We start from the raw sequence: 13,293 nt of genomic DNA on the forward strand, positions 1-13,293 counted from the left end.
ATTACTAAATACAAGGGATAGGGGAGATTCAGTTGAATAAAATACAAAAGCAATCGACGAGAGATACCTGGAATGCTAATTTATACGATATAAAACATTCATTTGTTTCCAAGTATGGAGATACATTGGTGGATTTATTAGATCCCAAAAAAGGAGAGAAGATCCTTGATCTTGGCTGTGGAACAGGAGATTTAGCTAAAAAGCTATATGACTTTGAAGTGAATATTATCGGTGTGGACAAATCTGAAAATATGGTAACGCAAGCGATGCAAAAATATCCACATATAAAGTTTGCCGTTTGTGATGCAACAGAACTAGAATATGATAGTGAATTTGAGGCGGTATTCTCTAATGCCACACTTCATTGGATTAAAAAGCCAAAACAAGCCCTTCATTGTATTTTTAACAGCTTAAAGCCAGGTGGAAGATTTATCGCGGAATTTGGTGGTAAAGGGAATGTGCAATCAATAACAGATGAGATTAGCAAGCAATTTAAATGCCTTGATCTTGAATACAAAGAGGAACAATTCCCTTGGTATTTCCCAAGCATTGGGGAATATTCAAGCTTAATGGAAGAAGTAGGATTTAAAGTTACCTTTGCACAACATTTTGACAGACCAACTCCGTTAGACGGTGATCATGGATTAAGTAATTGGATAGAGATGTTTTGCATGGATATATTTAATGATGTGGACGAATATAGTAAAAACAGAATTATAATGAATGTCGAGAAGAAATTAAAAGATATATTATATCAGGAAGGTAATTGGATAGCTGATTATAAAAGGATTCGCGTAATCGGGATTAAAGTATAATGAAAAGAACTTAGCAATTCTCTAAACCACCAATTTGGTGGTTTTTTCTACTAAATTGGAATATGGTTCATACATTATATCTATAAATCTCTTATTTAGTATTTAAGTAAAAGGTTTCTTCATTTATGATAACCCATTTTAATAATAACTTTAATCGGCGTATCTTCCCTTATATTAACGCATGCCCACGACCCCATACATAAACAAAAAGAGCAAGATAAAACTTAATACAGCACCCATTATTGTATTATTATGTGTACTCTTCTCCGCTTTTAGGTTTTTTAACAGTGAAGTAAGGTTTAGAAACCATAACATGCCTATGAAAGGTACTCCTATGAATAGTATGAGAAAGAACAATACATGCCCTCCTTTCTAGTTGAAAATGAATAATCCTCTATAACTACGTCCGTTTTAGATCGTTGTTATAGAGGAGTTACACATTAATTTATAAATGAGAAACTATTCTTATTTTCTTTTTGCTTATCTTTTTGTAAAATTTGATTAATGGCTGTTAAATAGGCTTTTGCGCTTGCTTTAATAATATCAGTATCCATACCTCTTCCAGAGTAGGAATGACCATCTTTTTCTACTTTTACTGTTACTTCTCCGACTGCATCTTTTCCAATGTTTTTTGAGCGTATTGAGTAATCTTGTAGTTGAAATTGATCCCCTATTAACTTTTCAATTCCATTATAAAGTGCATCAATTACACCATTGCCTTGCGTAGTGTTTCGGGTGCGGTTTTGCTTTTCATCCATAAGTTCAATCGTTACTTCAGCCAGTTCATTTGGATAAGATATCGCTAGGTCAGTCAATTCAAAACGGTGTTGCATATTTATAAAATGTTTATTTATTAATAGATGAATATCGTCATCAATCACATATTTCTTTTTATCAATTACCTTTTTAAAGTTCTCAAAAGCATTCGCTAGTTCTACTTCTGTTAAGTTATAACCTAAGTTTTCCATCTTCTTTTTTAGTGCATGGCGCCCAGAGTGTTTTCCAAGAACAATGGTACTTGACGAAACGCCAACCGTTTCCGGCTTAATAATTTCATATGTGGAGGATTCTTTCAGCATGCCATCCTGATGAATGCCTGATTCATGAGCAAATGCATGATCACCAACAATTGCTTTATTCGCTTGGACTGTCATGCCTGTATACTGGCTTACAAGTTTACTTGTATTATATATTTCATTTAAAACGATATTCGATTTTGCTTGATAAATATCCTGCCTTGTTTCAAGTGTTAGGGCAATTTCTTCAATCGCTGTATTTCCCGCTCTTTCTCCGATACCATTGATTGTTCCTTCAATTTGATCTACTCCAGCATAAATAGCTGCCATCGTATTCGCTGTAGCCATGCCAAGATCATTATGACAATGTGTACTTAATAGTATATTATCAACTCGTGGCACATTTTCTCTCACTTTTCTAAACATATCCCCAAACGTTTCGGGAGAGGCGTATCCAACTGTATCGGGTAGGTTAATCACAGTTGCACCCGCTTGAATCGCGCGATCAACGACTTGGTACATAAAGTCGAGCTCTGTTCTGCTTGCATCTTCTAATGAAAATTCAATTTCTGAAAAAAAGTTTTCGCCAAATTTAATTGCCATTTCCGCTGTTTCGATTACTTGATCTTTTGTCATATTTAGTTTATATTTTCGGTGTATGGGTGAAGTCGCAAGGACAATATGCAGACAAGGTGTTGCAGCACCTTTTAATGCCGTTCTTGCGGCTTCTATATCATTTTTATGTGCTCTAGCCAAAACGGCAATGCTCGTGTTGCGTACTGCTTTAGATATTGCTTGCACATTATGGATTTCCCCTGGAGAGGATGCTGGAAATCCTGCTTCAATTCGATCAATTCCCAGTTTTTCTAGCTGTAAAGCGATTTCGATCTTTTCTTCCGTTGTAAGATGGACCCCTGGAGATTGTTCGCCATCCCGCAGTGTTGTATCAAACATATGAATTTTTCTCATAGTTATTCCTCCTTCAAATTTTTTGAAATAAAAAAACTCCATGTCATGCCCCTTGTATGTTTATACAAGGGGCGACAGGAGTTTTATTTCCAACGCGGTACCACCCTAATTCACTTTTTTAAGATTTCATAAAAAAGCCTCAGTTTCGTGCCCTTAACGCGGGTCAAACGGAGTTTCTTACTGTTTAGGAGACTAAACATTCGCTGTTGATAATAGTTATCTAGTATCAGCGGTTTTGTTCCTATACGTTCGGAAAATCAGCTTAAAGGTGAGTCGATAGAAGATTATCCTAATACTCTCAGCTCCGTATTAGTCTCTGTCCGATAATTTATTCTACCTTGATCCTTCTCATCGCTGTTGGTTATATTTTCTAATACATTAAATGCTTTTGGATAAAATGTCAATACCAATAAATTTATTTATTAGGACTCACTCATAAAATAAAAAGATATTATTTCCGGATGAGATTGTTTGGCAAAGTGTTTTTCCATTGATTTCTTTCTTGGATTAGTCGGTAAGGATAGAGTATCAAATTTGCCTAAAAACATTGTATGTAGCATCTTAAGCAAGTGACTTTTACTCTTAATCCCAGGTGTACATCTGATATTCGTAGTACCGACTAAATCTCTTTGATTTTTCGTACCCACAATTGCATTTGTATATTTTTTCATTGAAAATACTGCTTTAAGAAATTCTAGCTTTTTTCCGTAAAACAGGTAGTGTGCAGCAACGAAAAGAACCACCTGATTTTATAATTTCTGACAAGTCCACTTCAATAACAGTGTATCCACATCCCTTTAATTGCTTATTTATTTCTCTATTTACTGGTAGACTAATAATTTTTTTATTTCCAATGGATAGTACATTCGTTCCAAGTGTGAATTGTTCTTCCTTTGTCACTTCGATTAAATGAAAGCGAGCCGCCAGCATCTTTATTTCCTTATCTGCTAATGCCCCTGGAAAAACTAACGCTTCATCCGGCGATATAATATTAAAGACGCAATCTAAATGCAAATACTTTTCGTGAAATGGAATTGGAACGATGTCGTATTCGGGCAATGCCATTTGTAACTGACTAAATGCTTGTTCATTTGTTCTACTACTGATGCCTACATAGATAGTGCTACGATCAATAATCACATCTCCACCCTCAATTGAGCCTTTAGTAATATCTAAAAAAGGTATCTCATGGGCCTCCAACCGCTTTTTAAGCTCATCCTCTTCTCCCTGCCTTACCTCGCTAGCCATTTCAGCCACAAACAAGGTCTTGCCAATTGTAAAGCCAATATCACGTGTGAAAACCTGTTCAGGATATTTACGAAATGAAGGAAGCAAAATAATCTCTACTTCATTTTCCCGTAATACTTGCGTAAGTTCGCGGTGTTCGATCATCGCACGTTCAATATCTATTTTTTTATAATGTTTTTGTGTTTCATTGATAACCTCACGAATCGCCATATGTTGTGGTTCGCATAAAATTACTTTATGTAATAAATCATATTCGCTCCCACAGAATATTTCCTGATCTTGTATTGACACCATTGTATATTACTCCTTCCGACTTTTACACTATTTATATCCTCTCCTTGATTATGTTTAAATATGTTTTGTTTAAACGCCTTGAGGATAAGATAGTTATATATAGTTATCCCCATTTACAGCTTTCGAAAAACCTTTAACATTCCGTATCTAAAATTAAATCCAAACCTTCCGAAATGCAGCCGCTACTTTATATGGATTTCCTGCTTTCATAATCGCAGAAACGACCGCTATCCCTGCAATTTTTTCATTTGGGAGTAGCTGCATGTTATTAAGTCCAATGCCACCTATTGCGACGACTGGGATCGATACAGCTTGTGCAATTTCTGCAAGCATCCCATTTGGAAGAAGATTTGCATCTGCTTTTGATTGTGTTGTAAAAACAGAACCAACACCGATATATGATGCCCCATTTCTTTCCGCTTCCTGTGCCTCTTTTATTGTCGATGTTGATACTCCAACAATCATGGCCGATGGTACCATTTTTCTTATCGATGAAAGTGGAAGGTCATCTTGTCCTACATGAACGCCTGCTGCGCCAACCGTCAAGGCAATGTCTACGCGATCATTAATAATGAGCGGAATAGCGTATTGATCAAGCAAAGTTTTGACGCTTTTTGCCTTTTCATAAAAGCGTTTTCCTGTACTTCTTTTTTCGCGTAGCTGGACGATCGTTACTCCACCTTTTACAGCCTCTTCTATTATTGGCAACAGTTTTTCTAGTGGGACTGATTCTTCTGTAACTAAATGCAATTCATATTTATTAGTCATTTCAAGCGAACTCCTTTTTCCCAAATACCTGCGGTCATTAAAAAGATCTCATCCATTAGCTTCATTCGATAAGTACCTATTCCATCGTTTGTATCTAACTTATTCTTTGCATTTTCTCCCGCCACGCTCATAACTGACATCCCGGCAACAGCTGCAGCAAAACAATCATTTGTGACACTTGCAAAACAGGCGATTAAAGACGCGGTCATACAGCCAGTCCCAGTTATTTTCGTTAACCATATATCTCCATTTTCTATTTGTACACTCCTTTTTCCATTTGATATGACATCATATTCACCACTGATTACAATTATTGCTTGTAACTTGTCTGCTGCTTTTAGCGCTAGCTCATCTCTTGAAACTGTTAGCTCACCAGCATCCACGCCGCGAGTGATTGCTTTTCCACCAACCAATGCGAATACTTCCGTCGCATTTCCACGGACGATATTAACTTTTACTTTTCGAAGGAAATCTTTTGCTCTTTCTGTCCGAAAACGAGTGGCACCTACACCTACAGGGTCAAAAACGACCGGAATTCCTTTGCTATTCGCTGTCTGTCCAGCAAGGATCATTGCTTCATACATCCTCTGATCAATTGTACCAAAATTAATTACTAGGGCATTTGCTAGCTGTACCATATCAGATACTTCTTCGATACTTGTTGCCATTACAGGCGAACCACCTATCGCCAATGTCACGTTTGCACAATCATTGATCGTCACATTGTTCGTTAAATGGTGAATAAGTGGTTGCCGCTCCTTTATTTCCGAAAATAAACCTATGATAACGTCTTTGCTCATTTTCTTACCCCTTCCGATTTCAGTCTGAGGAACGACTCCTCCCCAGACCTTTTTCTCATTTACTATCATTTAATTGATGCAAATTTTGCATGCTTATATAGATCATAAAAATGATGTACAGGTCCATGACCGTGACCAAGATCAAAGCTATGTGTAATTGCAGTCGTTATATAATCTTTGGCGATCTGAATCGCTTCAATCGGCGTAGCACCTTTGGCTAGATTTGCCGCAATAACAGATGATAGTGTACAGCCAGTTCCATGTGTGTTTTTTGTATGAATTCTTTGTCCTTTTATCCAATGGAAGTCTGTTCCATCATAATATAAATCATTTGGATCCCCATTTAGGTGACCACCTTTTAATAGCACCGTCTTCGCTCCACTTTCTCTCATCACTGCACATGCATGTTTCATATCTGCTTCTGTTATTATTTTGCTGTTTGTTAATACCTCCGCCTCAGGAATGTTTGGTGTGATTAGTGTAGCTAGCGGAATCAATTTCTCTTTTAATGCTAAAATTGCTTCTTTTTGTAGCAGATGATGGCCAGCCTTTGACACCATGACAGGGTCTAAGACGATAAATCTAGGTTTATATGTTATTAAAGTGTGTGCAACAATATCAACTGTGTCTGCAGAAGAAAGCATACCAATTTTTACAGCATCCACACGAATATCATCAAATACGGCTTCGATTTGATCTTTGATGATGGAAAACTCTATGTTTTGCACAGAGCGAACCTCGGTTGTGTTTTGTGCGGTAACTGCAGTGATAACCGACATTCCGAATACCCCTTGCGCTGAAAATGCTTTTAAATCGGCTTGAATACCTGCACCACCTCCAGAATCAGATCCTGCGATTGTTAGTGCTGTTTTCATGCATCATTCCTCCTACTGTTCTATTTTTAATGATTACTTTTAGTAGTCCATAACCCATAATCGCCCCGGTAAAAGAGCTTAGCGTAAATACCGGAACAAGACCAAATAAAGTTGCTTCTGTCCCTAATAATAAAATGGCGATTGGATAAGTCGCAATGGCACCAAGTATGCCAGTACCGATTACCTCACCAAGTGCTGCATATGTCATTTTCTTTGTTTTTGCATACATAAAAGCCGCTAAAAAAGCGCCAATCATGCTGCCTGGATAAGCAAAAAGACTGCCCGTTCCAAGCATATTTCTTAGGGTGGATGAGATAAACGCTTGAGCAAGTGCATACCAAGGCCCAAGTAATACTGCTGATAAGATATTGGCAAAATGCTGTATCGGAAATATCTTCGCAAAACCTACTGGGATGTAAATAAATCCGCTTGCAACTGTCGTAATTGCTGCGATAAATGCTGTAATTGTAAGCTTTTTCGTTTTCTGCACCTTTTTCAATCCCCCTCTTGATGGAGCTCGATTATTTTATCTAATATTTAAATCGGCCAGTCTTGTTTATAATAATTCATATCCCAAAATAAATATTCGTATCTAGATGTCATTTGAAAATGCCCCTCTAAGATAGCAAGTTCTCGTTCTGGTTTTCCTTCTGCAAGCTGATTCATCAGCTCAATTAACCATTTTGCACCTTCACCGAATGTTTCCGAATCATATGTTTCAATCCATTTTGCATAAGGATTTGTTGCTATTTGATTGCTGTATTGTTTTCTTAATAATTTACCAATCTCCCAATAATCCCATGCACAAGGAAGTAAGCATGCTACAACTTCCGCTAAGCTACCATTTTGCGCAACATTTAACATGTATCGTGTATAAGCCATGTTGACAGGTGTTGGTTTTGTAGCAGCAAGTTCTTCTCGAGAAATCCCAAATTCCTCTGCAAACTTCCGATGTAATTCCATTTCAAAGTGCAAAGTATCATGAAGGATGTGTGAAAATTTTTCCATTGTCTCTAAATCCTGTGCCTTTAATACACCTACAGCAAACAGCTTTGAATAATCAATCAAATATGCATAATCTTGTTTCATATAGTAAATGAACTTTTCTTTATGTAAAATTCCTTTACCAATCTCTTGGACAAACGGATGATTGTGGTTTTTTTCCCAAATAGATTGTACATTTTCATATAATCTATCAGTGAATGTGCTTGTTTTAATTTGTGCCATGAAAATTCCTCCTGTTTATGAATTTGGGTTATATTCTTTTTTATTTTCATACGAAAAGAAAACCACTCTCCTCAGAAAGTGGTTTAGTAATTACGTATACAATAATCACGTAATTCATCTAAACTACTTCCCTACGCTAGTTCAAACTAGATCAGGTTCAAAGGGTTACTTCTCAGCCATAAAGGCGCCCCCAGTAGATTAATAGATTTGTATATGTGTTATTTCTAGACGTTTTTATTCAAACAAAACCCCCCACCTAAATAAATGTTAAGTGGTGGGTTGATAGGTAAAATTAGTTAGTCAACCTTATACCACTTCCCTACGCCAGTATTAACTAGATCAGGTTCAAAGGGTTTAGAACAGCCGTTCCTTCTCAGTCTTATTAAGACACCCCTAGTGCGAATATTCATACATATCATAGCATGTATATTTATTTATGCAAATCAAATGAGTTATTTTTTATTAGGTGCATTTTATCTTGCTGAAAGTCGTGAGAAATCAAAGTTTCTCACGAATATATCAACAATCATTAGTTCATAACATTTAATTTTTATCTTCTTCGACTAACATTTCTTCAAAAGCTGCCGTTACTTTTTCGAATTCTTCGTCGTTCTCAATAGCAGCTAAATCCCCATCTTTATCGATTTTTAAAAAGTAGACATCAATATCCTCGTTATCTTCTTGTTGTAGATCTTCAACAAAGCTGACAGCTGCATACTCTGTGCCTTCGAATTCAGTTGTTGCTAATACCTCAACCTCGTGCTCTTGTTCATCTTCTTCACTAATTGTGAAAATTTCCCCTACTTCTATTTTCTCCATAACTTCCAACTCCTTTCATATAGATTAATTCCCATTATGAATCATTTTCATGCGCGAATATACAAGTTTCACCATTTAGATATAAAAATCTTTATTTTTTATATTGTATTATAAGAGGGCGTTCAAAAAATCACCAAATGATAAACAGCGAACTTCTTCCTTGGCAATAGTACTTCTACCTCATTATGTTATACTCGTGTGACAACCATTGGGGAATGGATAGTCAATCCGTTATGATGGCTATGTTGCCTTGTCTATAAACGAATGGGACTTTCTAGTTTATGTAAAAATATAAAGGGGAATAAATATGGACAAAAAAAATTTAGCAGATAAAATAATTGAAAACTATCAAAGCCAAGAGAATATGATGATTCTTGTGTTTGCTCAATGGTGTATAAATGCAGATTTAGATCCGGAGGCATTATATTTGCAGGCATATCCGAACCAAGGGAAAAATCCAGCGTTACGGGATGCGCTAGAACTTACAGTATCAAAAAGTGAGTCGGGATATATTAGTAACGATACATTATTTGAGGTATTATCTTTATTCGGGAATGATGATCTTGCGATTGTTGTTAATGAAGTAATCCAAAATCGTCAAAACCCTATCTAAAAAGTACGATGTCATCTGTATGTAATTTGTAATCCAATATAAACCTATTGTTATTTCTTAGCTATGCTAATATGAAATTGAATGAAGATAGCACAGAATTAATTGCTATCTTCATTCATTTTGTGAAAGTGCTCATACACTGAGCCTACGTATTATTTTATGACTAATTGCTCTACCTGGCACTGCTGAAAGGCATGCTCGAGATCATTGATTAGGTCATCTACATGTTCAATTCCAACGGACACCCTTAACAAACGATTACAAAGTCCGTACTTATTGCGGATTTCTTCTGGAATATCTGCATGTGTTTGTGTCGTCGGATAAGTGATTAAGCTTTCGACACCGCCTAAACTTTCCGCGAACGTAAATAATTGTATGGCTTTTAAAAATGGTGATACCCATTCCTCTTTGATTATCTTAAAGCTGAGCATTCCACCTCTGCCTGGATATAGAACCTCACTAACAAACGGACTTGCTGATAGATAGTCTTTTATTTTTATTGCATTTTCTTCATGCTGTCTCATCCGTAAAGCGAGTGTTTTCATTCCTCTAATTAACAGCCAACAATCAAACGGTGCTAAAACAGCGCCCGCACCATTATGATAGGCAAATAATTGATCGCTTATTTCTTTATCTCTTGCAACTACTAGACCAGCCAGTAAATCATTATGGCCACCCAAATATTTTGTTCCACTATGTATGACGACGTGTGCCCCAAGTTCTATCGGCCTTTGAATATATGGAGTATAAAAAGTATTGTCGACAATAAGCAAGAGTCGATGAAGTTCTGCAATTTTTGCGATTTTTGCTAAGTCAGTTTCTCTCATTAATGGATTTGTTGGTGTTTCGATAAAAATCGCTCTCGTATTTTTTTTGATGAATGGATCAATATCACCATCTGTTTCCTCATGCCAATAGGAAAAGCTTATTTTATACTTTTTTTCCAGCCATTCAAATAATCGGTAGGAACCACCATATATATCACGGGAAGCAATAATATGATCGCCGGATTCAAATAACGAAAATACTAATTGAATGGCACTCATGCCAGAACTACAAGCAAATCCACGATCCCCATTTTCCAACCTAGCAATGGCTACTTCAAGAACATCTCGGGTCGGATTCCCTGTTCTAATATAATCATAACCGTTATTCATGCCAACATCTGGATGGCGAAAAGCTGATGATAAATAGATTGGCGTGTTAATTGCACCTACAGCTTCACTTTGTTGATTGCCAATTTGAGCAAGTGTTGTTTCTTTTTGATATGTCATCTACACCCTTCTCCCTTACATATTTTTTTAAGAGGACCTTTTATAGGTGTTCAATAGTCCAGAAAAAGTTGCTGTTGAATGTTAGTTTCAGCTTACTTCTTCGCACCTTACGTATAGGAAATAAAATCTTCTGCAAACGAGAAGGAAGCTCTTTTAAGGTCGCTCACGCCCCATAAGCACTCAAAGTTCGGCACATCGTTTGCAAGTACGTCCTGTTAGCAACATTGAAGTCAAAACATCCTGTGCTAGTGCAGCAATGTTTTAAAGCTCGCTTCCTAGAACTTCGACAGATTGAAAGTCCTAGTACGGACGTTGCCACGCTACTTGGCGGTCTTAGTCGGTCTCTGCAACTTTTATCCTTTCTTTGAAACGCTCTTTAACGGAGAAGACTGCGTCTTCCGTGAACAATTTCTGCCTCCAAAAGCTATACAAAAAAAGCCCTCTTCGACAAGAAGAAGGCCCTTTTACATAAAAGGGTTTCTTCTTATCTTTCAAGTTGTTTCCAACTTGTTGGATGTAGCACCTTTCCGTCAAACGGTGGTTGCTGAGGTGTCGCAGGGCCATTTCCCTCAACCTCTCTTGATAAGAATATAATGTTATCTAATTACTAGTATCTATTCATTTCATATGACATTTATAAATGAACACGAAAAAACCGAAAATACACCTTTTATGCAAAAGGTAGTATCTCCGGTTGTCCGGTCGCTACTATTTATTTATTGTTCATTTAGTTTGTCATTCAATAGGATAGATTAAATGAATTATAGACAAATATTTGTAAATCGTCAAGCATTTTTTGAATTTTTTTCATTACTTAACAAGTGGACTTGATTGATTTGCCAATTTATTTGTGAAAGTCTAGTCCTGAATGGACTGCTTTTACATACCCTGCACGAATGACAAAATCTCCAAAATGCTCATCTTCAAACCGTTCTTTCGCATAATGATCAATGATCGGCTTCAACTCATCTAAAATTTCTTTTTCACCGATATTTTCCCTATATAATTTATTTAATCGATCTCCGGAAAAACCTGCGCCGAGATATAAATTATATTTTCCTGGCGCCTTTCCAATAAACCCGATTTCGCCTAAAGCAGGTCTAGAGCATCCGTTAGGGCATCCTGACATCCGTATAACAATCTCTTCATCGCGTAGGCCTGCATCATCCAATAATAATTCTATTTTTTCAAGAAGGGAAGGTAGATATCGTTCCGCTTCAGCCATCGCAAGACCACATGTTGGTAAAGATACACAAGCCATGGAATTTCTCCGTAATGCCGAGTGGCTTTTTCCGTCTGTTAGCCCATATTCTTTAATTAGTTCCTCGATTTGATGCTTTTTTTGATCAGGAATATTACCAATAATTAGGTTTTGATTTGCAGTAAGTCTGAAATCACCCAGATGAATCTTTGCAATTTCTCTGAGACCAGTCATTAAAAGATATTCATCTAAATCTTGAATACGTCCATTTTGAACAAAGAGTGTGAAATGCCATTTATCATTATTACCCTTAACCCAGCCATAACGATCCCCGTTATGATCAAATTGGTACGATCGTGCTTCCTCAAGCTTCCATCCAATTCGGTCCGTTAATTCATCCAATAGCCAGTCAAGACCTCGCGCATCAATCGTATATTTAAAACGAGCATTTTTCCTGACGGATCTGTTTCCATAATCCCTTTGGATGGTCATTATTTTTTCAGCGACATCAATAATCTTGTCGACTGGGCTAAATCCAATGACTCGTGCCAACTGAGGATATGTTTCCGTATCCCCGTGAGTCATTCCCATACCACCACCGACAGCGATGTTAAACCCTTGTAGATTACCATTTTCGTAAATAGCAATTAAACCTAGGTCTTGGGAGAAAACATCGACATCATTGGAAGGTGGAACTGCAATTCCGATTTTAAATTTACGCGGTAAATATACCGGTCCGTAGATAGGCTCTGTTTCTTCATCATTATCCAAACTGTCCACTACTTTTTCTCCATCAAGCCAAATTTCATGATAAGCTTTTGTTTGTGGAGATAGATGCTCGCTTAATTTTTGTGACCATTCATATACTTCCGTATGAACTTCAGACTGATATGGATTGGGATTACACATGACATTACGGTTTACATCACCGCAAGCTGCTAACGTATCCATAAGTGCTTTGTTAATTTCTTGTATATTCGCTTTCATGTTCCATTTTAATATTCCATGTAATTGAAATGACTGTCTTGTGGTCAAACGTATAGAACCATTTGCATATTTACACGCTACTCTATCCATTGCGAGCCATTGCTCTGATGAAGCAATCCCACCGGGTGCCCGTACACGTACCATGAACTGATAAGCAGGTTCAAGTTTCTGTCTTTGCCGTTCATTGCGTAGATCTCTATTATCTTGTAAATAGCTTCCATGGAATTTCATTAAACGATTATCATCATCGGGTATACCTGCGCTCATTGGATCTGCTAATGTCTCCGCTAATGTCCCCCGTAAATAGTTACTTTCCGTCTTTATACGCTCCACATCACTTGGTGGCCCATCTTGCGTTGAATTAATTTTATTTTTTAACATGATACG

13 protein-coding genes and 3 riboswitches are annotated in these 13,293 nt (G+C 37.0%); of the genes, 2 read left to right on the forward strand and 11 right to left on the reverse strand.

The window, feature by feature from the left end; translation table 11 throughout:
- Positions 1-41: 41 nt before the first annotated feature.
- The gene (locus MHB53_RS04470) at positions 42-815 is read left to right on the forward strand and encodes a class I SAM-dependent methyltransferase (protein ID WP_445661496.1); all 774 of its coding nucleotides are present in this window, start codon (positions 42-44) and stop codon (positions 813-815) included.
- Positions 816-1,255: 440 nt separating this feature from the next.
- Here MHB53_RS04470 and MHB53_RS04475 read toward each other — a convergent pair whose 3' ends face one another.
- From MHB53_RS04475 to MHB53_RS04515, 9 genes are all read right to left on the reverse strand, one after another.
- Positions 1,256-2,800 (reverse strand): 2-isopropylmalate synthase, encoded by a 1,545-nt coding sequence (locus tag MHB53_RS04475; RefSeq protein ID WP_340915946.1) that lies wholly within the window; start codon positions 2,798-2,800, stop codon positions 1,256-1,258.
- Between the two features lie 422 nt (positions 2,801-3,222).
- Positions 3,223-3,471: a hypothetical protein gene (locus tag MHB53_RS04480; RefSeq protein ID WP_340915947.1), complete on the reverse strand. Its 249-nt coding sequence runs from the start codon at positions 3,469-3,471 to the stop codon at positions 3,223-3,225.
- A 13-nt stretch (positions 3,472-3,484) separates the two neighbouring features.
- Positions 3,485-4,342: a dimethylarginine dimethylaminohydrolase family protein gene (locus MHB53_RS04485; RefSeq protein WP_340915948.1), complete on the reverse strand. Its 858-nt coding sequence runs from the start codon at positions 4,340-4,342 to the stop codon at positions 3,485-3,487.
- 153 nt (positions 4,343-4,495) lie between these two features.
- Positions 4,496-5,110 carry a thiamine phosphate synthase gene (thiE, locus tag MHB53_RS04490; RefSeq protein WP_340915949.1) on the reverse strand — a complete coding sequence of 205 codons (615 nt, stop codon included), beginning with the start codon at positions 5,108-5,110 and terminating at the stop codon, positions 4,496-4,498.
- Positions 5,107-5,910 (reverse strand): hydroxyethylthiazole kinase, encoded by an 804-nt coding sequence (gene thiM, locus MHB53_RS04495; protein ID WP_340915950.1) that lies wholly within the window; start codon positions 5,908-5,910, stop codon positions 5,107-5,109. The genes thiE and thiM overlap by 4 nt, the downstream gene beginning before the upstream one ends.
- A gap of 65 nt (positions 5,911-5,975) precedes the next feature.
- Positions 5,976-6,785 (reverse strand): bifunctional hydroxymethylpyrimidine kinase/phosphomethylpyrimidine kinase, encoded by an 810-nt coding sequence (gene thiD, locus MHB53_RS04500; protein WP_340915951.1) that lies wholly within the window; start codon positions 6,783-6,785, stop codon positions 5,976-5,978.
- Positions 6,754-7,275 carry an energy coupling factor transporter S component ThiW gene (thiW, locus tag MHB53_RS04505; protein WP_340915952.1) on the reverse strand — a complete coding sequence of 174 codons (522 nt, stop codon included), beginning with the start codon at positions 7,273-7,275 and terminating at the stop codon, positions 6,754-6,756. Before thiW ends, thiD begins: the two co-directional genes overlap by 32 nt.
- Positions 7,276-7,322: 47 nt before the next feature.
- Positions 7,323-8,012: a thiaminase II gene (tenA, locus tag MHB53_RS04510; RefSeq protein ID WP_340915953.1), complete on the reverse strand. Its 690-nt coding sequence runs from the start codon at positions 8,010-8,012 to the stop codon at positions 7,323-7,325.
- Positions 8,013-8,123: 111 nt separating this feature from the next.
- Positions 8,124-8,214, reverse strand: a riboswitch (TPP riboswitch).
- A gap of 97 nt (positions 8,215-8,311) precedes the next feature.
- A riboswitch (TPP riboswitch) is annotated at positions 8,312-8,417 on the reverse strand.
- A 138-nt stretch (positions 8,418-8,555) separates the two neighbouring features.
- A complete protein-coding gene (locus tag MHB53_RS04515; RefSeq protein ID WP_340915954.1) occupies positions 8,556-8,831 on the reverse strand; it encodes a DUF1292 domain-containing protein in 276 nt (91 codons plus the stop codon).
- A 307-nt stretch (positions 8,832-9,138) separates the two neighbouring features.
- Here MHB53_RS04515 and MHB53_RS04520 point away from each other — a divergent pair, with 307 nt between their 5' ends.
- Positions 9,139-9,444 carry a hypothetical protein gene (locus MHB53_RS04520; RefSeq protein ID WP_340915955.1) on the forward strand — a complete coding sequence of 102 codons (306 nt, stop codon included), beginning with the start codon at positions 9,139-9,141 and terminating at the stop codon, positions 9,442-9,444.
- A gap of 152 nt (positions 9,445-9,596) precedes the next feature.
- On the opposite strand, the gene MHB53_RS04525 is transcribed toward MHB53_RS04520, so the two are convergent.
- Together MHB53_RS04525 and cysI are read right to left on the reverse strand one after the other, a co-directional pair.
- Positions 9,597-10,718: a methionine biosynthesis PLP-dependent protein gene (locus MHB53_RS04525; protein ID WP_340915956.1), complete on the reverse strand. Its 1,122-nt coding sequence runs from the start codon at positions 10,716-10,718 to the stop codon at positions 9,597-9,599.
- Between the two features lie 481 nt (positions 10,719-11,199).
- Positions 11,200-11,307, reverse strand: a riboswitch (SAM riboswitch).
- Between the two features lie 255 nt (positions 11,308-11,562).
- Entirely contained in the window at positions 11,563-13,287 is a 1,725-nt protein-coding gene (gene cysI, locus MHB53_RS04530) for an assimilatory sulfite reductase (NADPH) hemoprotein subunit (protein WP_340915957.1), read from the reverse strand.
- Between the last annotated feature and the right edge of the window lie 6 nt (positions 13,288-13,293).

It is taken from the genome of Bacillus sp. FSL K6-3431, from assembly GCF_038002605.1.
In the GTDB taxonomy this organism is placed as follows: domain Bacteria; phylum Bacillota; class Bacilli; order Bacillales; family Bacillaceae_C; genus Lederbergia.

Excerpts from the sequence above, each read along its gene's own strand:
- MHB53_RS04475 (WP_340915946.1), bottom strand. The coding sequence starts at position 2,800 with ATGAGAAAAATTCATATGTTTGATACAACACTGCGGGATGGCGAACAA.
- MHB53_RS04480 (WP_340915947.1), bottom strand. The coding sequence starts at position 3,471 with ATGAAAAAATATACAAATGCAATTGTGGGTACGAAAAATCAAAGAGAT.
- MHB53_RS04485 (WP_340915948.1), bottom strand. The coding sequence starts at position 4,342 with ATGGTGTCAATACAAGATCAGGAAATATTCTGTGGGAGCGAATATGAT.
- thiE (WP_340915949.1), bottom strand. The coding sequence starts at position 5,110 with ATGACTAATAAATATGAATTGCATTTAGTTACAGAAGAATCAGTCCCA.
- thiM (WP_340915950.1), bottom strand. The coding sequence starts at position 5,910 with ATGAGCAAAGACGTTATCATAGGTTTATTTTCGGAAATAAAGGAGCGG.
- thiD (WP_340915951.1), bottom strand. The coding sequence starts at position 6,785 with ATGAAAACAGCACTAACAATCGCAGGATCTGATTCTGGAGGTGGTGCA.
- tenA (WP_340915953.1), bottom strand. The coding sequence starts at position 8,012 with ATGGCACAAATTAAAACAAGCACATTCACTGATAGATTATATGAAAAT.
- MHB53_RS04515 (WP_340915954.1), bottom strand. The coding sequence starts at position 8,831 with ATGGAGAAAATAGAAGTAGGGGAAATTTTCACAATTAGTGAAGAAGAT.
- MHB53_RS04520 (WP_340915955.1), top strand. The coding sequence starts at position 9,139 with ATGGACAAAAAAAATTTAGCAGATAAAATAATTGAAAACTATCAAAGC.
- MHB53_RS04525 (WP_340915956.1), bottom strand. The coding sequence starts at position 10,718 with ATGACATATCAAAAAGAAACAACACTTGCTCAAATTGGCAATCAACAA.
- cysI (WP_340915957.1), bottom strand. The coding sequence starts at position 13,287 with ATGTTAAAAAATAAAATTAATTCAACGCAAGATGGGCCACCAAGTGAT.